Annotated in this window: 20 protein-coding genes and 2 pseudogenes; 13 read left to right on the forward strand and 9 right to left on the reverse strand. The window is 57.8% G+C overall.

Translation table 11 applies throughout. The features are described from left to right. Positions 1 to 177: 177 nt before the first annotated feature. Complete coding sequence (locus ACW9IR_RS15870) at positions 178 to 999, reverse strand: HNH endonuclease (RefSeq protein ID WP_457464102.1); 822 nt, start codon at positions 997 to 999, stop codon at positions 178 to 180. A gap of 262 nt (positions 1000 to 1261) precedes the next feature. Between ACW9IR_RS15870 and ACW9IR_RS15875 the strand changes: the two genes are divergently transcribed. Further along, positions 1262 to 2248 carry a hypothetical protein gene (locus ACW9IR_RS15875; protein WP_457464104.1) on the forward strand — a complete coding sequence of 329 codons (987 nt, stop codon included), beginning with the start codon at positions 1262 to 1264 and terminating at the stop codon, positions 2246 to 2248. A gap of 3 nt (positions 2249 to 2251) precedes the next feature. Here the strand turns inward: ACW9IR_RS15875 and ACW9IR_RS15880 are convergent, their stop codons facing one another. The 3 genes from ACW9IR_RS15880 to ACW9IR_RS15890 all read right to left on the reverse strand — a co-directional run bounded on the left by ACW9IR_RS15880 (position 2252) and on the right by ACW9IR_RS15890 (position 5099). Continuing rightward, positions 2252 to 3400 carry a hypothetical protein gene (locus tag ACW9IR_RS15880; protein ID WP_457464106.1) on the reverse strand — a complete coding sequence of 383 codons (1149 nt, stop codon included), beginning with the start codon at positions 3398 to 3400 and terminating at the stop codon, positions 2252 to 2254. Positions 3401 to 3486: 86 nt separating this feature from the next. Continuing rightward, positions 3487 to 4206 (reverse strand): DUF6933 domain-containing protein, encoded by a 720-nt coding sequence (locus ACW9IR_RS15885; protein ID WP_110718757.1) that lies wholly within the window; start codon positions 4204 to 4206, stop codon positions 3487 to 3489. Between the two features lie 77 nt (positions 4207 to 4283). Next, positions 4284 to 5099 carry a sulfite exporter TauE/SafE family protein gene (locus tag ACW9IR_RS15890; protein ID WP_457464108.1) on the reverse strand — a complete coding sequence of 272 codons (816 nt, stop codon included), beginning with the start codon at positions 5097 to 5099 and terminating at the stop codon, positions 4284 to 4286. A gap of 112 nt (positions 5100 to 5211) precedes the next feature. Here ACW9IR_RS15890 and ACW9IR_RS15895 point away from each other — a divergent pair, with 112 nt between their 5' ends. Together ACW9IR_RS15895 and ACW9IR_RS15900 are read left to right on the forward strand one after the other, a co-directional pair. After that, positions 5212 to 5979 carry an AraC family transcriptional regulator gene (locus tag ACW9IR_RS15895; RefSeq protein WP_457464110.1) on the forward strand — a complete coding sequence of 256 codons (768 nt, stop codon included), beginning with the start codon at positions 5212 to 5214 and terminating at the stop codon, positions 5977 to 5979. 93 nt (positions 5980 to 6072) lie between these two features. Then, a complete protein-coding gene (locus tag ACW9IR_RS15900; RefSeq protein ID WP_457464112.1) occupies positions 6073 to 6390 on the forward strand; it encodes an XRE family transcriptional regulator in 318 nt (105 codons plus the stop codon). A 38-nt stretch (positions 6391 to 6428) separates the two neighbouring features. On the opposite strand, the gene ACW9IR_RS15905 is transcribed toward ACW9IR_RS15900, so the two are convergent. Further along, a complete protein-coding gene (locus tag ACW9IR_RS15905; RefSeq protein WP_457464114.1) occupies positions 6429 to 7484 on the reverse strand; it encodes an MBL fold metallo-hydrolase in 1056 nt (351 codons plus the stop codon). A gap of 215 nt (positions 7485 to 7699) precedes the next feature. On the opposite strand from ACW9IR_RS15905, the gene ACW9IR_RS15910 reads away from it, so the two are divergent. The 4 genes and pseudogenes from ACW9IR_RS15910 (at position 7700) to ACW9IR_RS15925 (ending at position 10820) form a co-directional block, all read left to right on the forward strand. Next, a complete protein-coding gene (locus tag ACW9IR_RS15910; RefSeq protein WP_457464116.1) occupies positions 7700 to 8308 on the forward strand; it encodes a TetR/AcrR family transcriptional regulator in 609 nt (202 codons plus the stop codon). A gap of 570 nt (positions 8309 to 8878) precedes the next feature. Continuing rightward, positions 8879 to 9562, forward strand: a pseudogene (locus ACW9IR_RS15915) (PAS domain-containing protein); the annotation flags it as partial. A 108-nt stretch (positions 9563 to 9670) separates the two neighbouring features. Further along, a pseudogene (locus ACW9IR_RS15920) lies at positions 9671 to 10108 on the forward strand (methyl-accepting chemotaxis protein); the annotation flags it as partial. Positions 10109 to 10286: 178 nt separating this feature from the next. After that, positions 10287 to 10820 carry a DUF1003 domain-containing protein gene (locus ACW9IR_RS15925; RefSeq protein WP_457464118.1) on the forward strand — a complete coding sequence of 178 codons (534 nt, stop codon included), beginning with the start codon at positions 10287 to 10289 and terminating at the stop codon, positions 10818 to 10820. Here ACW9IR_RS15925 and ACW9IR_RS15930 read toward each other — a convergent pair whose 3' ends face one another. After that, positions 10821 to 11762, reverse strand: a complete 942-nt coding sequence (locus tag ACW9IR_RS15930) for a LysR family transcriptional regulator (RefSeq protein ID WP_457464120.1) — start codon at positions 11760 to 11762, stop codon at positions 10821 to 10823. A 15-nt stretch (positions 11763 to 11777) separates the two neighbouring features. Here ACW9IR_RS15930 and ACW9IR_RS15935 point away from each other — a divergent pair, with 15 nt between their 5' ends. Beyond that, a complete protein-coding gene (locus ACW9IR_RS15935) occupies positions 11778 to 12482 on the forward strand; it encodes a CTP synthase C-terminal region-related (seleno)protein (protein ID WP_095121228.1) in 705 nt (234 codons plus the stop codon). Continuing rightward, positions 12482 to 12787 (forward strand): antibiotic biosynthesis monooxygenase family protein, encoded by a 306-nt coding sequence (locus ACW9IR_RS15940; protein WP_457464122.1) that lies wholly within the window; start codon positions 12482 to 12484, stop codon positions 12785 to 12787. The genes ACW9IR_RS15935 and ACW9IR_RS15940 overlap by 1 nt, the downstream gene beginning before the upstream one ends. A 126-nt stretch (positions 12788 to 12913) precedes the next feature. Here ACW9IR_RS15940 and ACW9IR_RS15945 read toward each other — a convergent pair whose 3' ends face one another. Continuing rightward, a complete protein-coding gene (locus ACW9IR_RS15945; protein WP_110718768.1) occupies positions 12914 to 13240 on the reverse strand; it encodes a DUF2025 family protein in 327 nt (108 codons plus the stop codon). A gap of 221 nt (positions 13241 to 13461) precedes the next feature. On the opposite strand from ACW9IR_RS15945, the gene ACW9IR_RS15950 reads away from it, so the two are divergent. After that, a complete protein-coding gene (locus ACW9IR_RS15950; RefSeq protein ID WP_457464125.1) occupies positions 13462 to 14589 on the forward strand; it encodes a glycerophosphodiester phosphodiesterase in 1128 nt (375 codons plus the stop codon). 162 nt (positions 14590 to 14751) lie between these two features. Continuing rightward, on the forward strand, positions 14752 to 15057 hold the full coding sequence (locus ACW9IR_RS15955) for a PepSY domain-containing protein (RefSeq protein ID WP_007917758.1): 306 nt from the start codon (positions 14752 to 14754) through the stop codon (positions 15055 to 15057). 432 nt (positions 15058 to 15489) lie between these two features. Here the strand turns inward: ACW9IR_RS15955 and ACW9IR_RS15960 are convergent, their stop codons facing one another. Both ACW9IR_RS15960 and ACW9IR_RS15965 read right to left on the reverse strand, forming a co-directional pair. Next, a complete protein-coding gene (locus ACW9IR_RS15960) occupies positions 15490 to 15936 on the reverse strand; it encodes a hypothetical protein (protein ID WP_457464127.1) in 447 nt (148 codons plus the stop codon). A gap of 110 nt (positions 15937 to 16046) precedes the next feature. Further along, positions 16047 to 17669 carry a methyl-accepting chemotaxis protein gene (locus ACW9IR_RS15965; RefSeq protein WP_102900880.1) on the reverse strand — a complete coding sequence of 541 codons (1623 nt, stop codon included), beginning with the start codon at positions 17667 to 17669 and terminating at the stop codon, positions 16047 to 16049. 276 nt (positions 17670 to 17945) lie between these two features. Between ACW9IR_RS15965 and ACW9IR_RS15970 the strand changes: the two genes are divergently transcribed. Both ACW9IR_RS15970 and ACW9IR_RS15975 read left to right on the forward strand, forming a co-directional pair. Next, complete coding sequence (locus ACW9IR_RS15970) at positions 17946 to 18968, forward strand: transporter (RefSeq protein ID WP_102900881.1); 1023 nt, start codon at positions 17946 to 17948, stop codon at positions 18966 to 18968. Positions 18969 to 19127: 159 nt separating this feature from the next. Beyond that, entirely contained in the window at positions 19128 to 20741 is a 1614-nt protein-coding gene (locus ACW9IR_RS15975; protein ID WP_077574219.1) for an inorganic phosphate transporter, read from the forward strand. The last annotated feature ends 69 nt before the right edge of the window (positions 20742 to 20810 follow it).

Consider the following 20810-nt stretch of genomic DNA (forward strand, 5'->3'; position numbering starts at 1 on the left):
TCTGATCGGGGCTTTTTTATGGGCGATGACTAGTGTTCTCGATCTTTAGCTGGCAGCGTTTACACAACACCGATACTCATAACGACTTTCATAGCCCTACTTTAAACGGCCATCCGCGCTGCTGAAGCTCAGTGGCGAAAGGCACACTGGCGCATCAATCGTCCAAGCGTAATCTGGCTATTTGCCAATGGTTGAGTCATCGAAAACCCAACGGCCGCTAAGAACCCCTTTCAACTGCTCAACACTCAGCAATTGCTGGGGCTTTTTATGCACAACCGCGTGACAGTTCGCACAGAGAGTAATCATGTCGGTTGCTGGATCAACTACTTGATCCTCTTCATATTCAGAAATGGGCTTCACATGATGGACATGGATAAACCCTTTCGCATGCTCGCCGTAAGCCTTCTCAAAATCAAAATTACATGCGTTACACCGAAGGCCATGAATATCTATCGCGCGCGATCTCAGCTTTGGGTTGCGCTCATACCTCACACCGTAATAGGCGACCTTCTTTCCTTCAATACCAGTTATTCTCGTCTCAAACTCTTGCGCGCCGTCTTCTGAAACAGAGCTCAGACTGGGTTGCTCCTTTAGCACCGCATGAGAACGAACCCTGTCAAAGACGTCTTGATTAATTTTCCGAACGCTACTACGCCAATAGTTAGTTTTAGGTGTCGCGGGAACGGGTTCAAAGTATTGCCCATCCACTTTGGTTGGAACCGCAAACTCAAAAGGTTTGAAGCCCTCAATATCAGCAAACAGATCCCCAGTTGTACTGTCGATGTCCGCGTATATTCTCACGACGCGACCAACACCAAAATAATGAGGTTTAGTGCTAAGCCTCAGATTCTTAAACTCCTTTTCTTTCATCCTACATTTATAGTAGAGCACCTCCATCCCCTCGGAGAGCGACCCTTTGAACTGCTTTGGGAAGTGGTACCGCACGCCGGTTTCATCAGACCACTTCGAAACATCACTTTCGGCAATGACAGCTGGCATCCATTTATCCTCACAAGAGAGGACGAAGCCTACCAAATAACACGAAATTTCCTACATGATTATGGAAGGCTCCCGACGCAAGGACCAGAAAATGGAGGGCTTCGTGGACTAAACCTGAGGGCATCCCCCCCCCTTGAATGACACGACAGATCGCCAGACTCCGCGTGTATAGAAATATTTTATTTTGCCGAATTAATAGGTGCACGACCCCACACCTCCCGCTATTAATACCCCTCCCCCACTCAAGGATCCGAGCCCCACCATGAAATTCGATCTCGCTTACTGCCTCAGCCTCGACGACAAGTTGTCGATCTATGACGTTCGCGATCTCAATTTCGATGAGACGGTGGCGTTTGACTCTGCGAAGGAACACTTCCAGTGCCCCAATGATGCCTGTCGTTCGGCGTTCGAGGCTTCCAACGAGTTGGGCACGTTCAACGCCAAGAACGTGAATTACGTGCGCACGCCGCACTTCAAGAACCTGCCCACGACGCAGCATGTGGCGGGTTGTCCGTATGTGAGTTTGAAGGCTTCGGCGTCTGGCGTTGAGACGGCGGATGGCGAAGTGGATGACGGGCGTGAGGAACATTTCCCTTCGGAGTTGTTACTGACCCGGCGTGAGTATGTACGCAAGCCTGTCGCGCCAACGGGGGCGGCGGATGTTTTGCGCGATGATCCGGTGCGGGTGGCGGTGGACGGTGGTAAGGAGTCGGCGAGTCGTGAGTCGGCGCCGGACAAGACCAGTGTGTTTGCGCATCCGGTGGAGTGTTTTGTTTCCAACTTCGCGGACAAGGAGTTGCTCAAGCGGATGCCGTTGAAGGTCGGTGAGCATTCGGCGCCGTACAGTTCGTTCTTCAAGAAGATTGAGTATCTGACGGACAACAAGGGGCTGATTTACTGGGGGCGGATCAAGAAGATCGAGGACTTCCACAGTGCCAGTTTTCGTATCGATTTCGAGGACAAGGTCTGGTTCAAGAAGCCCGAGGACAGTAAGAAGAAGCCGTATCCGGTCAGCGTTTATCTGAACAAGAAGCTGATCGATAGCTACCGCAAGCGCAAGGCGTTTCTGGAAGAGATCAAGCACGCGGTGGATAGCGACAAGGCGTTGTTCTGTTTCTTCTATGGGGTGACGCCGGAGTTGAAGCAGGTGCCCGGCAAGAAGAACCCCGAAAAGCCTTTCGAGGTCTTCAATGCCGATATCGAGAACCTGGATCACTTCATTATTCGTGAAGCGCCGGGGCTGGAGTGACGGTTAGCTTTGGGGTAGTTGCAGGTTGACGGCGCCGGGGTGTTGTTTGACGAGGGAGTACGGCAGGATCGACCACTCGGGTTCATCGCAACCACGTTGTACGCGCGGGAAGTATGGTCCCAGGTAAATGCCCTTGGCAGTGAAGTGCCAATTCAAAACGCTCCAGACGTTTTCATCGGTGTAATCACAGCTGTCCTCATCACCATCGGCTGGTTTTTTCATTTCGTTGGGATACAGCGTTGTGAATTGTTTGATCAGCCACGGCGCCAACACGTCGCTCTGATTGCTGGCGCTTGCTCCGGTCGAAGTATTCTCGCGCTCGCCCACCCACAACACGTCTTGCAGCTTCATGTCTTGGCCCGTGTGAACATTGAGGTTGACGGGAGAGTTACTGACATCGGGGTGCGCGCCACCACAGTCATACCCGGTATTGATGTTCAGGCTGACCACGTCTGGCGACAGGAACGTGGGCGCGACACTCTGATACTGCTCGGCGTTTTCGCCACCCTGCAGCATGCAGGAGTGGTAGCTAATGACCTCTCGCCAGAGTCGCTCAAGCAATAGCTGATTGATGCGTAGTTGATCTTGCGCCGGGTAGCCGGACGCGACGCTGAACAGTGAAATTTTCGACTCAGGTTCGACCCACCACTGCAGGTTATAACCCATGAAACTTTCTGTTTTCGCGGGCTTGAGCTTTAGCCCCTGTAAGCGCAAATACTCGTAGGGTTCGCTCTTCGGCAGTGTGGCTATGAAAGGCAAAGTCGTTGATGTCGGCGCTGGAAGTTTGGCTTCGGCAAGTTTCACCGGCAACTTCTTGCCCTTCGGACTTTGCCACTCGCCCTGCCAGCCATCGCCGGTCTCTTCCAGCTTCAGCGTAGGCAGCGGCTTTTCATCACCGTAACGATTGTTGCCCTCGGTCAGGCTCAGTGTGCTGTCCTGCAACGCGCCGCTTAGGGGCAGATCGCGATGGTACTTCTCATAGAAGTAGCGGCCAGTCACTTCGTCCGGCTGTGTGGTATTCAGCTCCACGACAATCGGTGTCTTACCCAGCGTACCGGTAAATACGCGCCGGCCATCTTCGGCATGGGCAGTGGAAATCAGTGTGAACAGCGCCGCGGCATATGGCGCCAGGCGCATCAGTCCCTTGAGCATGAATCAATCCTTGAAGGAATCGGAGGTCGCGTCGGCACACAGGCGCCGACGCAGAAAAATACGCTGCGGATTATGGCGGGGGCCGCTTAACTATTCGAGTTTTCCTGCTCGTACTTTTTAAGCCAGGCTTCGTGCTCCAGCGCCGCAATTTTCCGAGCCATTTGTTGGCGACGTTCCTTGGCAGCATGAAGTTGGACGTCATCAAGAAAGCAGTAATGACGCAGCCAGTGAAGCGCCATTTCCTCATCCGGAAAGTAGTAAGACTTGGCGCCCTTGCTGTTCCTCGGCGTGTCATTCATTTGCTCGTCAAATACCATCGCAGTGATGTCATCCGGTGGCAAAGACCCCGTATGGGCGACCTTGTCCTGGAACATCCATGCAATCTCGTCGATGTGTTTTTGCGCGCTGCGATGGCTACGTCGATAGAACCGTTGATGCTCACAAGTCTGTTTCAGCCGCGCCAACATCAACTCCGGATTAAGCCACTGCCCGAGGTCATGATGATGTGCGTTGATCACTATCCCCTTGACCCAACGATCCACAAATCGATCAACAAAGTCTTCTGTGTCAGCCTTTTTCGCATCGGCGAAAATCAGGCAATAGCGGGTCTGGACGTGAATGACCAGCAACACATGCTTGCGTTGTACCGTTATCGCGTGCACCAGCCACTGCTCGTCAGCGCCGCTCAGCTCATCATCTTCAATGATTGCGGACGGCGGTTTAGCATCCACCGGCGTGATCTTTTTACCCTTGTGAACACGGCTGAAAAACTTGCTGGCGGCTTCGGTGCAATTGAAGATCAACATCCTGGTTCTCTGGTAGTTGCTGGAGGACAGCGTTCAGTTATCGATTTTGGTTTCTTCCGCTGTAGCCTGGCAATGGTTCATTTAAGCGAAATGCACAGCAGCACAATAATCAGCAACCCGATATAGACCCAGGCATGCACCCGATCCGGGATCCGCCCAATCCACGGCGCGGCCAATCGAATCCCGATGAGCGAGCCAACCGTCAGCACAGCAAACGCCAGCAAATCCACATACCCGACAAACCACGCGCCCAAGTCAGCCTGACTGAACCCGGCCAACGCCATGTACGTCAGCGTCCCGGCCACTGCCACCGGCACGCTCAGTGGATTGGCCATGGACGTCGCTTGCGACATGCTCAATCCACAACGGCGCAATAGCGGCACGGTCATGACGCTGCCTCCTACACCGAGAAACGTCGCGATGGCGCCGATGCCTACACCGCCTGCGGAAGTTTCCGTAGCGCCAAGTCGGCGTGGGATGACGTCTGGGTTCTGAGTGAGAAAGCCGCGTCGCAGCAGGCAATCAATGATGGTCACGCCGAGGTAGCCGATGAACGCGTAGCGAATGACTTCGCCGCTGACCCACATCGCTGCTATTGCGCCAACGACCGCGCCCAACCCGATGAACCCGCCCAGCGGCCACAGGTAATGACGGATGAGATTGCCGGCACGACGGTGTTTGTTGGTGGCAATTAGGGCGTTGACGATCATCACGCAGGTCGAAGTGGCGACGGCGATGTGCATCGCTGACTGACCGATCGGGTCGTCGGCGCCATGGCTGGCGCTGAGCATCCGATACAGCAGCGGCACTACAACGAAGCCGCCGCCGAAGCCGAACAGCACGGCGGTGATGCCGGTCAGGCAGCCGAAGAGGGTCAGCAGTAAATAGAACATGTCGAAGCGTCCGTGGAGGGAGAGCGGTCGACGATAGAACGGCATCGCTTGGCCTGCTTCAGCAAGTCAGCCAATAATACTTGCGTTTACGCCAACCACCGGGAAACGCCAGATGCGCAATGTTTCGATCAATCTGCTGGATGACACGCCGCGCACGGTGGTGGCGATCGGTACGGATTATTCCCACGGTCACTTGCTGCCCCTTCACACGCATCGGCGGGCGCAGTTGTTGTACGGCGCGACGGGTGTGATGCTAGTCAGCACCCATGACGGTAACTGGGTAGTGCCGCCGCAGCGGGCGGTGTGGATTCCGCCGGGGGTGGCGCATGAGGTGTTGATGCTCGGGGTCAGCACTCGCAGTGTGTATATCGAACCGGGCGCGGTGGATTTGGGCGAGCGCTGCCAGGTGATCAGTGTGTCGCCGTTGATGCGGCATTTGCTGATGGAGGCGGTGGAGGTGCCGCTGGCCTACGACCTGGACGGGCGCGATGGCGTGTTGATCGATCTCTTGCTGCATGAACTGACGCGCAGTGCGCCGCTGCCGTTGCACATTCCGCTACCGACTGACGGAAAGCTCCTATCCCTGTGTCAGACCTTTCTGCATCAGCCGTGCGCCCATCAATCTCCACAGCAGTGGGCCGAGCAGTTACACATAAGCTTGCGCACCTTCAACAGGATGTTTCGGCAACAGACCGGATTGAGTTTCAGGCAATGGCGACAGCAGGCGTGCGTGGTCCTGGCGCTGGCGCGACTGGCCGCGGGTGAAGCGGTGACGCGTATCGCGCTGGACTTCGGTTATGAAAGCCCGGCGGCGTTCTCGACAATGTTCCGGCGGATCCTCGGGCAGGCACCGTCCGTCTGGTTGCAGGCAGCGAATTAGGGCAAATCAAAAAATGCGTTTGATCCCGGCCGAAAACAACTGTACAAAAACACAGTACATTTTCAATCAGCACTCTTGAGCCCGGAGCACACCATGGCCTCTCTTGCGATGAACCACATCCTCGAACGCATTGCCCTTTTCCAGTTCACCCCGACGCACTGCGTCCAGGCCCGAGCAATGCTGGGCTGGAGCGTGGAACAGCTATCGCGGGAGGCTGAAGTTTCGGTTGAAGACATTCAACGGTTTGAAGCGCAGCAGGATATAGCGGATGCGGCGCGACTGGCGTTGGCTTACCGGTTCGAGGCGCAGGGGCTGGTGTTCTTTCCCGGGTTTGCACCGGGGCGTAGTGCGAGTGTTCAGGGCGTGTCGTCGGAAGCGATGGGGCGTGGGGATTTTGCGATGGCTGAGTAAGACAATCGCCCCCGAAGGGGCGAACTGGCGAAGATCTATCAGGCGTTCTGCACCACACCCTCACTCTCCCCTTCAACCGCCAACCACCACGCCTCCCCGCGTTGCGGCTGAGCGATGTTAAACGCCTCACCCATCTGCGGCGTGGTAATCGAAATACTGCGTTCCCACGCCAGTGCCAGAATCCGGTCAAACGGTTCGTGCCACGCGTGCATGGCCAGGTCGAAGGTGCCGTTGTGGATCGGGAAGAGCCAGCGGCCCTTTAGGTCGATGTGCGCTTGCAGGGTTTCTTCGGGCTGCATGTGCACGTGCGGCCATTCGACGTTGTAGGCGCCTGTTTCCATCAGGGTCAGGTCGAACGGGCCGTACTGTTCGCCGATGCGTTTGAAGCCGTCAAAGTAGCCGCTGTCGCCGCTGAAGAAGATACGGGTGTCGCCGTCGATCATCACCCAGGACGCCCACAGTGAGCTGTTGCCATCGAACAGGCCACGGCCGGAGAAGTGTTGCGACGGTGTGGCGACGAAACGGATGCCGGCAATCTCGGCGCCCTGCCACCAGTCGTACTGGCGGACTTTGCTGGCATCGATGCCCCATTTGATCAGGATGTCGCCGACGCCCAGCGGGGTCAGGAACAGGTTGGTCTTGGCGGCCAGTCTGAGCACGGCCTGGTAATCGAGGTGGTCGTAATGGTTGTGCGACAGGATCACCGCTTCGATCGGCGGCAACTGGTCGATACTGATCGGCGGCTGGTGGAAGCGTTTCGGCCCGGCCCACTGCACTGGCGATGCGCGCTCGGCGAAGACCGGGTCGGTGATGAAGAATTTGTCGCGCAGCTTCAGCAGCAAGGTCGAGTGACCGAGGCGAAAGACGCTGTGATTGGGCGCTGCCAGCAGTTCTTCCCGGGTCAACGCTTGCACCGGGATAGGCGCGGCGGGCCGGGTGTTGCGCGGTTTGTGGAAAATCATGTTCCACATGATCCGCAGCATTTTGCGCACGCCTTCGCGCTGAACCGGTGCGTGATTGCGAAACAGCCCCTGATGCTGCCGCGAGGCTTCAGGCGTGGATGTGTGATCCGGGATCGAAACTGGATTGGCCATGACTGAATGACTCCAGGAAAACCGCGCAATTCGCGGTTTTTCCACGGTGGGACGATAAATGGCCAAAGCTGCACGCATAGGCCGAACTTCTGTTTTTTAAGTTGCGAGGATTAACGCAACATTACACTGATCGGTGTAGTTTCTAGGTTGCATCAAAGCGGATGACAAGTAAACTGCCAAGTGTAATTTCATCTTTTCTCTGCCGAAGCGTACTCATGACAGCTCCACAGCGCCTCACCGACCGTAAACGCGAAGCCATTATTCAAGCGGCGATTGCCGAATTCCGTGCCAACGGTTTCGAAGTCACCAGCATGGACAAAATCGCGGCCACCGCCGGTGTATCCAAGCGCACGGTGTACAACCATTTCCCCAGCAAAGAAGAGCTGTTCGCCGAAATTCTCAACCAGTTGTGGGCACGAATCAGCGCCGAGCAATCGGTCGTCTATAACCGCGATCAGCCTCTACGTGATCAGTTGCGGCAAATGCTTCAGGCCAAAATGCAGTTGATGGCCGACGAAAACTTTCTGACCCTGGCCCGAGTAGCAATTGCTGCGACCATTCATTCGCCGGAGCGCGCGCAGAACATGGTCGAGCGAATGGGTGAACGCGAGGAAGGTCTGACTGTGTGGATTCGCGCCGCGCAGGCTGACGGTCGACTGAAAGCGGTCGATCCGGAGTTCGCCGCGCATCAGGTCCAAGGGTTGCTCAAAACCTTTGGTTTCTGGCCACAGATGTCGATGGGCCGCGCAGCCCTCGATGTCGAGATGCAGAACACCGTCGCCGAATCGGCACTGGAAATGTTTCTCGCCTGCTATCAACGCTAATCCGCCCGTCTCCTGTAACCCGCTCTGCGTGACCCTGCCAGTTGCCGCTGCATGAGGCCTGGAGGGTTGATGGCGCGATGGGTCAAGCATTGAATTCATGCTGTCATCCGCAAGTGCCAGAGTTGCGAGTGGGCCTTAGTATCGGTTTGGCGCGCTATAAATCCTTGTACAAGGATGCCCTCGACTGGCTGAACGATGTCGACAAAGCGCTCTAAACCGCTAAAAACAAGGACCTCAACACCATCAGCGTTGCCTTGAGCAAGGGCGCGGCGGACAACACCGACGCCCGAAAAGTTATACAAAATTACAAATAATTACTCTCTTGTACAAGTTTATGAAGTTTTGTATAAGTAGCCATCTGCCAGCTAAGGAATACTGGCATTGAGCAGTCATTGCCGAATGCCGTCCGCGCATTCGGTCTGCCGGCGCGGAAATAGGGACTGAATCCTTGATCCTCCCCACTTCCAGAGTAGTGCGAACATGTTCTTCAATCGCCACAAATCCGTCATCGACGATCTTCAGCGCACCCTCACCGAACAAGCCGGCCTGCTCGATGCGATCAATCGCTCGATGGCGGTGATCGAGTTCGACCTCGATGGCGTGGTGCTGCGTGCCAATGACAACTTTCTCAAGACTATGGGTTACACCGCCGAACAAGCGATCGGCCAACCGCATCGACGCTTTTGCACGCCAGAGTTCGGCCGTAGTGCTCAGTACACTGATTTGTGGTCACGCCTGAAAAATGGCCAGTTTCAGTCCGGTACGTTTGAGCGGGTCGACGGCAAGGGCCAGCCAATCTGGCTGGAAGCCAGTTACAACCCGATCAAGGATGCCTCGGGGCGCGTAGTAAAAGTGGTCAAGTACGCGATGGACGTGACCGCCAAGGTGCAGCAGGAAAGCGAAGCCAACGCCAAGTTGCAGGCGATTGACCGGGCAATGGCGGTCATCGAATTCAACCTCGACGGCAGTATTCTCACGGCCAATCAGAATTTTCTGACGCGCATGGGTTACAACCTCGCCGAGCTGAAAGGTAAACATCACCGTTTGTTCTGCACGCCGGCACTGGTCAACAGCAGCGCCTACGAAGATTTCTGGCGGCGCTTGAACCAGGGCGAGCTTTTCCAGGGTCAGTTCGAACGCGTCGATAAACGCGGGCAAACCGTATGGCTCGAAGCCAACTACAACCCGGTTTATGACGCTGCCGGGCGCTTGTGCAAAGTGGTGAAGTTCGCCTCCGACGTGACCGCCCGGGTCGAGCAACACGAACAGGACGCGCGCAGTGCCAGCGCGGCGTATCACATCTCCGTGGCAACCCGAAAAGTCGCCGAGCAAGGTACGCAGGTGATCCAGCAAGCCGCCAGCGAAATGCGTGAAATCGCCGAAGACATTGCTGAGTCTTCAACGCTGATTGCACAACTGGGGGAACGCTCCGAGCAGATCACCGCCATCGTCAACACCATCCGCGCGATTGCCGACCAGACCAACCTGCTGGCGCTCAACGCTGCGATCGAAGCAGCGCGCGCCGGTGAACAGGGTCGCGGTTTTGCCGTGGTCGCTGACGAAGTGCGGCAATTGGCGGCTCGAACCAGCGGCTCGACCGCGGAGATTTCCAGCATGATCGGGCTGATCCAGAACGAGACCCGCCAAGCCATCAAGAGCATGGAAGGCACCCGCGGGCGCGCGGCGGAAGGGGTCGAGTTGGCGAATCAGGCGGGGACGGTGATCTTGCAGATTCGTGATGGCGCCAGTGAGGCAGTGGATGCGGTGAGCATGTTTGCCAATGAGCGGGCCCCGGGTTAAAGGCAGGTAGACCGCGTCGTTGCCTTCGCGAGCAAGCTCGCTCCCACAGAGATTGAGTCGACCACGGGTTTTGTGTTCCGACCGCTGATCCTGTGGGAGCGAGCTTGCTCGCGAAGGGGCCGGTCGCCACAACGCAGGGCTATAGTGACTACACGTCCCACGCCCTGCCGAGTGCACCATGACCACTGAAAAACCCGCATCGCCTGAAACAGCTCCCGTCGATCACCTGCGCTTCCACCGCCCCCACGCCCACCTCAGTACCACCTTCGGTAACGACACGTTCGCCCTGCGCGCCGAGGCGTTTGCGCGGTTCTTCGGCACGCCGATGTTTCTCGGCGCGCAAACCCTGATTGTGTTGTTTTGGGTCTGCCTCAACGTGTTTGGCGTGACCACCTTCGACGTCTACCCGTTCATCCTGTTGAACCTCGCTTTCAGCCTGCAATCGGCTTACGCCGCGCCGCTGATTCTGCTCGCACAAACACGCCAGGCTGCCCGCGACAAGGCGCAGGCCGATGCTGACGCACTACATCGTGAAGACCTGGCACAGGCCAATACCGAGCGTCAGGCCCAAGCGGCGAAGAACACCGCGCAACTGCTTGAGCTGCTGGAGCAGAACACCCGCCTCACCGAGATGACCAAAAACCTCACCGAACGCATCGCCGGCCTGACCAGCGAGTTGCACGATCACATGCGCCAGAACCCGCAGCGCTGATCACGGCAAACGCAGCGCCCGCCCCAATTCATCGAACAACGTCACCACCGAGCGCAACGCCCGGCAATCCGGGCGGGTCAGCAGCCACAGCGCGGTGTCATAACAATGCAGCGGCTCGCTCAACGCCTGCACACCCTCGGTGATCAGAAAGTCCGGTAATGCCGCCACGCCGAGGCCGGCGCGAACCAGTTCGGTTACCGACAATATGCTGTTGCAACGATAGCTCGGGGTCACGCCGGGCAGGTGTTGCCGACGCCAGGCGATGGTTGGGTGATCGGGCAGAAAGTCGTCCGGAGCGATCCAGGTCAGCGCGGCCAGATCCGACGCATCGACATTCTGCAGATAGCGCGAACTGGCGCAGACCCGGTAGGAAATCTTCGCCAGTTGCCGTCCGACCAGATGCTCGGGCGGTGTACGCGTCAGGCGCAGGGCGATGTCGGCATCGCGGCGACTGAGGTTGGCGAAATCGTTGGAGGTGCTTAGCTCAATGGTCAGTGCTGGGTAATTGGGCATGAACTGCGCCAGCGCCGGCAGCAGCAAACCTTGCAAGACGGAATCGGTGCAGGTCAGGCGCACCGTGCCGCTGACCACTTCACCGCCCTGCTCTACACCAATGCGCGCGGCCTCCAGCGCCTGTTCGGCGCGTTCGGCTTGCTCGGCCAGTGTCTGTGCCAACGTCGTCGGCAGGTAGCCGGCGCGGCTTTTTTCGAACAGTTGCTGACCGAGTGCGGCTTCGAGACGGCGCACGGCGCGGAACACCGTCGACACGTCGACCTTCAACAGCTGCGAAGCGCGGGCCAGAGAGCCGCCTCGTACCAAGGCCAGAATCAGGGCGAGATCGGGGTAGTCGAGCTGATAGTGCGTCGCTGCATTGATCACTTGGGTAAACGCCCATATTGAGTGCGTGAACGCCAATCTATAGTGAGTGCCATCAATCAACAAGCGCAGGGAACCTCCATGGAAAACAGCGCCATCCGTATCGCCCTGATTGGCGATTACGACCCGCAGGTCACCGCCCACCAAGCCATTCCCGTCGCCCTCGGGCTGGTCGCCGAACACCTCAACCGCAACGTGCAATTCGAATGGTTGCCCACCGAGCAGATCCACGCCGATACGCCGCTCGAGCGGTTCGACGGTTTCTGGTGCGTCCCCGCCAGTCCTTACAAAAGTGAAGCCGGCGCATTGCGGGCGATCCGTTTTGCCCGCGAACAGCAGCGCCCTTTCCTCGGCACCTGCGGTGGTTTTCAGCATGCAGTGCTGGAATTTTCCCGCAACGTGTTGGGTTGGGAGGATGCGGAACACGGTGAAACATCGCCCGACTCTGAACGCGCGGTACTCACGCCGTTGACCTGTTCGCTGGTCGAAGCGGTGGACAGTATTCACTTGGTTCCCGGGTCGTTGATCGCCAAGGCGTACGAAACGTCGCAGATTCGTGAAGGCTATCGCTGCCGCTTCGGTGTGAATCCGCTGTTCGAACGGGAACTGTTGAACGATCGGCTACAGGCAGTCGGGCATGATTCGTCAGGGGATTTGCGCGCGATCGAACTCAAGGATCACCGGTTTTTTGTCGCGACGTTGTTTCAACCGGAACGCGCGGCGCTCAAAGGGCAGATGCCGCCGCTGGTGCGCGCGTTTGTTGAAGCTTGCGCGGAGACACGTTGATGACTGCCTGCTTTGCGGTGATTTTTACGTCGACTCGCACCGAGGGTGACAACGGCTATGCCGAGGCGGCTGAGCGCATGGCTGCGTTGGTGAGTGAGCAGCCGGGGTTTCTTGGGGTTGAGTCGGTTCGAGGAGCCGATGGCGTCGGGATTACGGTGTCGTATTGGCAGAGCGAAGCGGCGATTCTGGCGTGGCGGCAGCATCCTGAGCATCGGGAGATTCAGGCGCGTGGTCGTTCGCAATGGTATTCGGCGTTTCATACGCGGGTGTGTCGGGTGGAGCGTGAGTATCGGTTCGGGCAGTGAATAACGCGGTGTACTCACTGGCCCTATCGCGAGCAGGCTCACTCCTACATTTGGATTGTGGCGAACGCAGATCCCCTGTAGGAGTGAGCCTGCTCGCGATGGGGCCTGCACGGCCCCTGCAAAACTTCAGCCCCGCACCAGACTCCGCACCGCCTCAATCTCCGGCACGTCAACCTTGCTCATGTAAACGCGCAACGGCTCGGTGATGTTGATTCGGTCATCAATATTCTGATCCAGCAACAACTGAATCAACTCGCGTTTAAGCGTCATGGTCTGCGCTGTCGCCGGCGCCCAGACGAATTCGTTCACAGGAATAATGCCGTCATCCGCCACGTCCATGCCGAACGAATCTTCGCTGAAGCGCACGATGTACTGACCGGTTTTGCGGTTAAGGCCGACAAAACCCTTGAGATCGTCGGCGGCCTGGCAGATGAGTTGGGAGGTGATGCGCATGGTAAACCTCACGAAAAATGATCGATGGTTTACACGCAGGGCAACTGAGCGGCGCGCCCTCTGCCGGGACGTCTGCCGAGGGCAAGCGTACTGCAAACCGCGCCACAAAAGTGCAGGAAAAATCGCTTTTAATACGTTTATGTCGGTCCTGCGATAGCACCCGAGCGCTTCAGTTGTTAAAAGGTACGTCTTTGAAAATGCCCTGCGAAAGGAACTCGAACATGCCCGCTACTTTCACCAAAAGCGCTCTGGTCCTGAGCCTGCTGCTCGGCCTCGGTCAGGCGCACGCCGCCAGCCAAACCGATCCGAAAGCGCTCGCAGCCGCCAACGGCATCCCGCACCCGGCGGTTATCGCCCACCGTGGCGCGTCTTTCGATGCACCGGAATCCACTGCGGCGTCTTACAAACTGGCTCGCGACCTGGGCGCCGATTACCTGGAAATGGACCTGCAGCGCAGCAAGGACGGCGTGCTGTTCGCCCTGCACGACGACAACCTGCAACGCACCACTGACGTTGCCAGCAAGTTTCCGGAGCGCAAAGACGCCTCGGCCACCGCGTTCACCATGGCCGAACTGAAAACCCTCGATGCCGGCAGCTGGTTCAACGCCAAGTACCCGGATCGCGCCCGCCCGTCCTACGCCGGACTGAAAATTCTGACCCTCGATGAAATCATCGACATCGCCCAGGCCAATCCGCAACACAAGCCGGGCCTGTACATCGAGACCAAAGAGCCGCAGCTGTTTCCCGGGATCGAGAAAGACCTCAAGGAAAAACTCCAGGATCGTGGCTGGCTGAGCCCGGCCGGTTCGAAACTGGCGAAAAGTGCGCTGGGTGTTGGTCAGGGTAAAGGCAAAGTGATCCTGCAGACGTTCGAGAAAAACAGCCTCGAACTGCTGGAAAAAGAAATGCCGCAAGTGCCGAAAATCCTCCTGTTGTGGGTGGGCGAAGGCAGCATCGAGCCGAAATCGAAAGTGACGTTTGCCGAATCCGGCGAGAAAGACAAAAACGTTTTCTACGGCAAGCAAGAGCCGAAGTCCGAAGCCGAATTCAAACAATGGGTGGATTACGCCAAGGCCCAGGGTGCGATCGGCACCGGCCCTTCGGCGAAGTTGACCAAGGGTGGCGACCAGAGCTATTCGGATCTGGTGCAACCGTGGATGAACCAATACACCCACGACCAGGGCATGCTGGTGCACGTCTACACTGTCGACGAGCCGGTGGACTTCGAGAAAGTCATGGCGGCCGGTGTCGACGGCATCTTTACCAACCGTGCCAGCGAACTGTTGAAATTCTATAAACGCCCGGCAGCTGGCAGTGTTGATCAGGTGTTGAAGAACAACGGTTTCTGATCTGAAATCGAGGCGTCTTCATTGCGGGCAAGCCACACTTCCACAGGTTCTGTGCAGGTGCAGGGCTTGCCCGTTTTGTTTGGGTTTGGGATTTTAAGGGTGAGTTAAGTTGTGCCGGTTAACCTGAGGCCACTTAAACGAATCACCCCAAGGAACGAACCGATGAAAACTTTGACTGCCCTGTTTACCGCTGCTGCCCTGACTCTTACCGCTGGCTTGGCCCAAGCTGATGTTCGCGTTGACCAGATTCCTGAACTGGTTAAGTCGGGCAAGATCAAGTCGCTGGAGTCGATGAACGCCGAAGCACTGAAACTGCATCCGGGTGCGACTATCACTGACACGGATCTGGATAACCACTTCAATGGTTATGAGTATGAAGTTGAATTGAAAACTGCTGATGGTAAAGAGTTCGATGTGGACTTTGATGCGACCACTGGCAAGGTGTTGAGCAACAAGCAAGACACTTGATTGAACGCACCACCAAAAGCCGCACGATTGAAAGATCGTGCGGTTTTTTTGTGTCTGGTGTTTGGCATGGTTGACGTGTTGTCAGTGAGATTTTCTCCCCCTCACCCCAGCCCTCTCCCCCAAGGGGGCGAGGGGAAAGGGAGCCGATCGGGGTCCTTTCAAAGCCCCAGTGCGCCTCGATATTTCAGGTCGGCGTAACTCGAATAGTCACCACGGTCAGTTCCCTCTCCCTCTGGGAGAGGGCTAAGGTGAGGGAATAGAAAGCCGATCGGGGGTCATTCAAGACCTGGGTTAGCCTCGCAATCTTGCAGCCGATCAGGAAAACAACAAGGACCTGAGTGCGACTCGATATTTCAGGTCGGCGTACCTCGAATAGTCACCACGGTCAGTCCCCTCTCCCTTGGGAGAGGGCTAGGGTGAGGGGAAAGGGCATCACGCCGAGGTGCTGACCAGCGAACCCGAGGTGCTCGAATCGGAATCCTGCAACGCCTGCAACAGCGAGGCGGTAGCGGTTGACAGGGAGGCCGAGGTAGCGCTGATCTGCGCTTGTGCGGCGGCTACTTCCGCAGCCTTGGCATCCGAACTTTCCTGCTTCGCCTGCGCCGCTTGCAACGCTTGCTGTTCTTCCTGCAATTGCTTCTGCAGTTCGGCAATCTGCTTGCGCAGTTCTTTCACCGAATCCGATTCTTCGCTGCTGCTGGAACTGCTGTCACCCGCCGGCGCCGCCCCACCACCGGCGGCGACCTTACCGGTATCGGGCGTAGCGCCCGTGCTGGCGGTTGCTGAAGTAGACGTGTCGTCACCAACGTCACTGATTGACGTTTTGCTGGTCGGTGTCGTGACGGTCTGATTGATCGAAACAGTAGTGATGCTGACCATGAAAAGGCTCCAATGCCGGTTATAGATAACCGGTCATCGACACTGGCCGCATCAATTTGAGATCGACTGTGTACCGACTCGGTATCCGAATCGGTACACAGTCAATGGCCTCAGGCGCTCAGACGCGCGGTGACTTCATTCAGTTGCCCGGACAGACCATGCAGGTTCTGGCTGGCGCTTTCGGTGCGCTGCACATTGTCGAGGTTGGTGCTGGCGATCGAAGTGATTTCGGTGAGATTGCGCGAGATGTCTTCGGCCACCGAGGTCTGCTCTTCAGCAGCGGTAGCGATCTGACGGTTCATGTCGCGGATCGCTTCCACGGCGTGGGTGATGCGCTCCAGCATCGCACCGGCCTGGGTCACCTGCTCAACGCTTTCGTCACTGCGCGTCTGGCCGCTGTCGATGGCTTGCGCCGCGTCCACCGCACCGGTTTGCACGCTCTGAATGATCTGGTTGATCTCGATGATCGACTCGGCGGTGCGCTGTGCGAGGTTGCGCACTTCATCGGCAACCACAGCAAAACCACGCCCGGCCTCACCGGCGCGCGCCGCTTCGATCGCAGCGTTGAGCGCCAGCAGGTTGGTCTGTTCGGCGATGCCACGAATCACTTCCAGCACTTTGCCGATACGACCGCTGTCGGCTTCCAGACGACGGATCACCGTAGCGGTGTTGGCGATTTCGCCGCGCATCTGGGTGATCGAGTGGATGGTGCTCTGCATGACCTTTTCACCCTGTTGGGCAGACTGGTCAGCATCGTCGGCAGCACGCGCAGCATCAGCGGCGTGGCGGGCCACTTCCTGCGCAGTGGCGGACATTTCGTTCATCGCCGTGGCCACTTGATCGGTGCGATTGAACTGCTCGTTGGTGCCGCCGGCCATGATCGTGGCGATCGCGTTCAACTCACCGCTGGCGCTGTCCAGATCCGACGCGCTGCGTTGCAAACGGGTGAAGGTGTCGGCGAGGAAATCACGCAGGGTGTTGGCCGCAGCGGCGAGATTGCCCAGCTCGTCCTGGCGGTCACTGACCACACGTTCGGCCAGTTTGCCTCGGCTCAATTGGGTGACGTAATCGATGAGTTTGCGGATCGGCTCGACCAGGTTGCGGTTGACCAGCCACAGGCTCAACAAACCGATCAGCAGACCCGACGCGAGCATCACCAGCAGCCCCAGCCACACGGTGCGATCAGCCTCGGCACTGATCAGCGCCGACTGCGCGGTGCCTTGCTTGCGCAACTCGGCGACCAGTTCGCTCATCTGATCACTGGCGGCACGGTCAACGCCTTTGACCGCCGCGTCACCCACCGTCGGATCACCACCGGCGGCCACGTAGGCATCACGTCCCTTCTGATACGCAGAACCCAACTGACGATGCTCATCACGCAAACGTTCGATGCGGTTTTTCAGACTCGGCTCGATGCCTTTCTGCCCGGCCAGTTCTCCGAGGATCTTCTGCACATCGCGCTGGCGATCTTCGAACTGACCCCAATACTTGGCCAGATCCGCCGGTTGTTTGCCACGCAACAACACGTTTTTCCATTCCTGCACCTGCACCTTGAATTGCAGGTTGGCTTCGTCGATCAGTTGCGAGGTGTGCAGGGGACCGGCGATCAATTGGCTGTAGCTTTGCACGCCGTTGGACAGGAAATGAAAACAGGCCAGCGCAATCAACAGCACCGCCAGCAGGCTGCCGCTCAGCAAGGCGAGAATTTGCGCTCTCAGGGATTTTTGCAGCATCGCAAGATACTCAAGACAGGGATGAGGCACGCCCGGTAAGGCGTGAAATTTTGCCGGACATCCATGTCGGCGAGCCTTGGCTCATGGCCAAGCGCGCGCAACGTAACCCAAGCGTGATCGGCGCACCAGAGCGCTTCTTGAAGAAAATCCGACCGTCGGTAAGTCGCTGATTTGACGTCACTTTGCTGTCACAAAAACGTCATGTGACATTGCGATGATGCGGCTCAGGTGAATCTGTAAAACCCGCCCCGGATGCCCTCCTCGCAGCGAGCCGTCATGAACCACAGCCTCGACATCAGTCATCGCGATCCTGATCTGTTTGGCCTGCTCTACGGCTTTCGTTTCCTGCCCGGCGAACGTGGCCGCGAAGTCGATTCGGCGACGGCATTGCGCTGTTTGCAGGACGACAGCGACAGCGGTGAATTCCTTTGGCTGCACCTCAATCTGGCGCATGCGGCGTGCGAGCGCTGGATGAAAAGTCATCTGCAATTGCCCGAAGAGTTTTTCGAGGCGCTGCACGAAGGCTCGCGTTCGACACGTATCGAGCATGTCGACTCGGCGTTGCTGGCGGTGGTTAACGATGTGGTGTTCAACCTCAGCAGCATGGTCTCTTCGGACGTGTCGACACTGTGGGTCTGTGTGCGCAGCAAACTGATCGTCAGTGCACGTCTGCAACCGCTGCACTCGGTGGACAAATTGCGCTCGTCTGTGAAGGCTGGCGAACGCTTTCGTTCGCCCTCGGAATTGCTCGTGCACCTGCTGCGCGATCAAGGTGAAGTGCTGACGCAGATCGTGCGCAAGACCAGCATGAGCGTCGACCAGGTCGAGGACGAATTGCTTTCCTCGCGGCTGTCGACCAATCGCGCCGAACTCGGTGCCAACCGGCGGGTGCTGGTGCGTCTGCAACGGCTGTTGGCACTGGAACCGGGTTCGTTATTGCGTCTGCTCAACCGGCCGCCGCCCTGGTTGCAGAAGGAGGACGTCAAGGAGCTGCGCAAATCCACCGAGGAGTTTGCGCTGATCATCAACGACCTCACCGCCCTCGGCGAGCGGATCAAACTGTTGCAGGAAGAGATCGCCGCCAACCTCAACGAACAAAGCAACCGCACGCTGTTTACTCTGACGGTGGTGACTGTGCTCGCGTTGCCGATCAACATCATTGCCGGTTTTTTCGGAATGAATGTGGGTGGCGTGCCGTTGTCGCAGGATCCGGAAGGGTTCTGGATATTGGTCGCGCTGGTGGCGACGTTTACCGTGATTGCCGGGCGTTGGGCGTTTCGTAAAAGAGGCGATTACTGACCACAAAACGCATTGCCACCGCGCTCCCACAGGGATCTTCTTCAGTCTTCGGATCAGCGGTGGAGCTAAAACCCCAAACACTGACCTGACGCAGTCTCTCTGTAACATTCTGCAACGATCATGGGCGACATTCCTTCCCTCGCTCAGGATTGTCCGCTCATGGCTACTCCCTCCCTGACCGCCAGCCCCGCGTCCGCCGCCAGCGGCAGGCCTGCCCTCGACAAGAAAACCGGCCCATTCACCTACGTGATCTTTTTCGCCGTGCTGGCGATGGGGATGCTGTTCACCGCCTACAGCCTGATGCACGACATGCACGAACTCGGCACGGTGGTCACCACGTGGACGCCGTTTCTGCTGCTCGGTGTGGCGCTGTTGATTGCGCTGGGCTTTGAGTTCGTCAACGGTTTCCACGACACCGCCAACGCCGTCGCAACGGTGATCTACACCCACTCGCTGCCACCCAATGTCGCGGTGGTCTGGTCGGGGTTCTTCAACTTTCTCGGCGTGCTGCTTTCGAGCGGCGCGGTGGCGTTCGGCATCATCGCTTTGCTGCCGGTGGAGTTGATTCTGCAGGTCGGTTCCTCCGCCGGTTTCTCGATGATTTTCGCCCTGCTGATCGCGGCGATCCTGTGGAACCTCGGCACCTGGTGGCTGGGTTTGCCGGCGTCGTCTTCGCATACGCTGATCGGTTCGATCATCGGTGTCGGTGTGGCCAATGCCTTGATGCATGGCCGCGACGGCACCAGCGGCGTCGATTGGGCGCAAGCGACCAAAATCGGTTACGCCTTGCTGCTCTCGCCGCTGGTAGGTTTCGGTTGCGCGGCGCTGTTGCTGCTGGCGCTGCGTGCGTTCGTGAAGAATCGTTCGCTGTATAAAGCGCCGGAAGGCAACACCCCACCGCCGTGGTGGATTCGCGGTCTGCTGATTCTGACCTGCACCGGCGTGTCATTCGCTCACGGCTCCAACGACGGCCAGAAAGGCATGGGCCTGATCATGCTGATTCTGGTCGGCACACTGCCGATGGCCTACGCCTTGAACCGCACCATGCCGGAAGAGCAATCGCTGCAGTTCGCCGCCGTGGCACAAGTCACCCAGCAAGCACTGGTGAAAAGTGCACCGCTGCCGACGCCCGCCGATCCGCGTGCGGTGCTCTCCGATTACGTGCGCAGCAAGGACGCCACGCCGCAACTGATCCCCGCCCTCGCCGCTCTCACCGGGCACATCGGTGAAGAAGTCAAAGGCTACGGTTCGCTGGCAAAAGTCCCGGCTGAAGCCATGGGCAACGTGCGTAACGACATGTACCTGGCCAGCGAAAGCATTCGCCTGATGGACAAAAACAAGGTCGGCAATTTCGACGCCGACACCAGCGGCAAACTGCAACTGTTCAAGCAACAGATCGACAACGCCACGCGGTTTATTCCGCTGTGGGTGAAGATCGCCGTGGCCATCGCACTGGGGCTGGGCACCATGGTTGGCTGGAAGCGCATTGTGGTGACGGTCGGCGAGAAGATCGGCAAGACCCACCTGACCTATGCGCAAGGTGCCTCGGCGGAAACCGTGGCGATGTTGACCATTGGCGCGGCGGACATGTTTGGTTTGCCGGTGTCGACCACGCATGTGCTGTCTTCGGGCGTGGCCGGAACCATGGTCGCAAATGGTGGTGGGTTGCAGATGAAGACCATCCGCAATTTGCTGATGGCGTGGGTGCTGACACTGCCCGCCGCCATTCTGCTATCGGGCAGCCTCTACTGGCTGTTCACCCAGATCTTCTGACCGAAGAAAGTCCCCTGTAGGAGTGAGCCTGCTCGCGATAGCGGTGTATCAGTCAACATTGATTAAACT

Source organism: Pseudomonas sp. SDT291_1_S447 (assembly GCF_054070155.1).

Bases quoted from the DNA above. Each gene is read 5' to 3' on its own strand.
- ACW9IR_RS15880 (WP_457464106.1), bottom strand. From the start codon at position 3,400: ATGCTCAAGGGACTGATGCGCCTGGCGCCATATGCCGCGGCGCTGTTC.
- ACW9IR_RS15970 (WP_102900881.1), top strand. From the start codon at position 17,946: ATGAACCACAGCCTCGACATCAGTCATCGCGATCCTGATCTGTTTGGC.
- ACW9IR_RS15975 (WP_077574219.1), top strand. From the start codon at position 19,128: ATGGCTACTCCCTCCCTGACCGCCAGCCCCGCGTCCGCCGCCAGCGGC.
- ACW9IR_RS15940 (WP_457464122.1), top strand. From the start codon at position 12,482: ATGACTGCCTGCTTTGCGGTGATTTTTACGTCGACTCGCACCGAGGGT.
- ACW9IR_RS15875 (WP_457464104.1), top strand. From the start codon at position 1,262: ATGAAATTCGATCTCGCTTACTGCCTCAGCCTCGACGACAAGTTGTCG.
- ACW9IR_RS15935 (WP_095121228.1), top strand. From the start codon at position 11,778: ATGGAAAACAGCGCCATCCGTATCGCCCTGATTGGCGATTACGACCCG.
- ACW9IR_RS15950 (WP_457464125.1), top strand. From the start codon at position 13,462: ATGCCCGCTACTTTCACCAAAAGCGCTCTGGTCCTGAGCCTGCTGCTC.
- ACW9IR_RS15870 (WP_457464102.1), bottom strand. From the start codon at position 999: ATGCCAGCTGTCATTGCCGAAAGTGATGTTTCGAAGTGGTCTGATGAA.
- ACW9IR_RS15945 (WP_110718768.1), bottom strand. From the start codon at position 13,240: ATGCGCATCACCTCCCAACTCATCTGCCAGGCCGCCGACGATCTCAAG.
- ACW9IR_RS15960 (WP_457464127.1), bottom strand. From the start codon at position 15,936: ATGGTCAGCATCACTACTGTTTCGATCAATCAGACCGTCACGACACCG.
- ACW9IR_RS15925 (WP_457464118.1), top strand. From the start codon at position 10,287: ATGACCACTGAAAAACCCGCATCGCCTGAAACAGCTCCCGTCGATCAC.
- ACW9IR_RS15895 (WP_457464110.1), top strand. From the start codon at position 5,212: ATGCGCAATGTTTCGATCAATCTGCTGGATGACACGCCGCGCACGGTG.
- ACW9IR_RS15885 (WP_110718757.1), bottom strand. From the start codon at position 4,206: ATGTTGATCTTCAATTGCACCGAAGCCGCCAGCAAGTTTTTCAGCCGT.
- ACW9IR_RS15890 (WP_457464108.1), bottom strand. From the start codon at position 5,099: ATGTTCTATTTACTGCTGACCCTCTTCGGCTGCCTGACCGGCATCACC.
- ACW9IR_RS15955 (WP_007917758.1), top strand. From the start codon at position 14,752: ATGAAAACTTTGACTGCCCTGTTTACCGCTGCTGCCCTGACTCTTACC.
- ACW9IR_RS15905 (WP_457464114.1), bottom strand. From the start codon at position 7,484: ATGGCCAATCCAGTTTCGATCCCGGATCACACATCCACGCCTGAAGCC.
- ACW9IR_RS15910 (WP_457464116.1), top strand. From the start codon at position 7,700: ATGACAGCTCCACAGCGCCTCACCGACCGTAAACGCGAAGCCATTATT.
- ACW9IR_RS15900 (WP_457464112.1), top strand. From the start codon at position 6,073: ATGGCCTCTCTTGCGATGAACCACATCCTCGAACGCATTGCCCTTTTC.
- ACW9IR_RS15965 (WP_102900880.1), bottom strand. From the start codon at position 17,669: ATGCTGCAAAAATCCCTGAGAGCGCAAATTCTCGCCTTGCTGAGCGGC.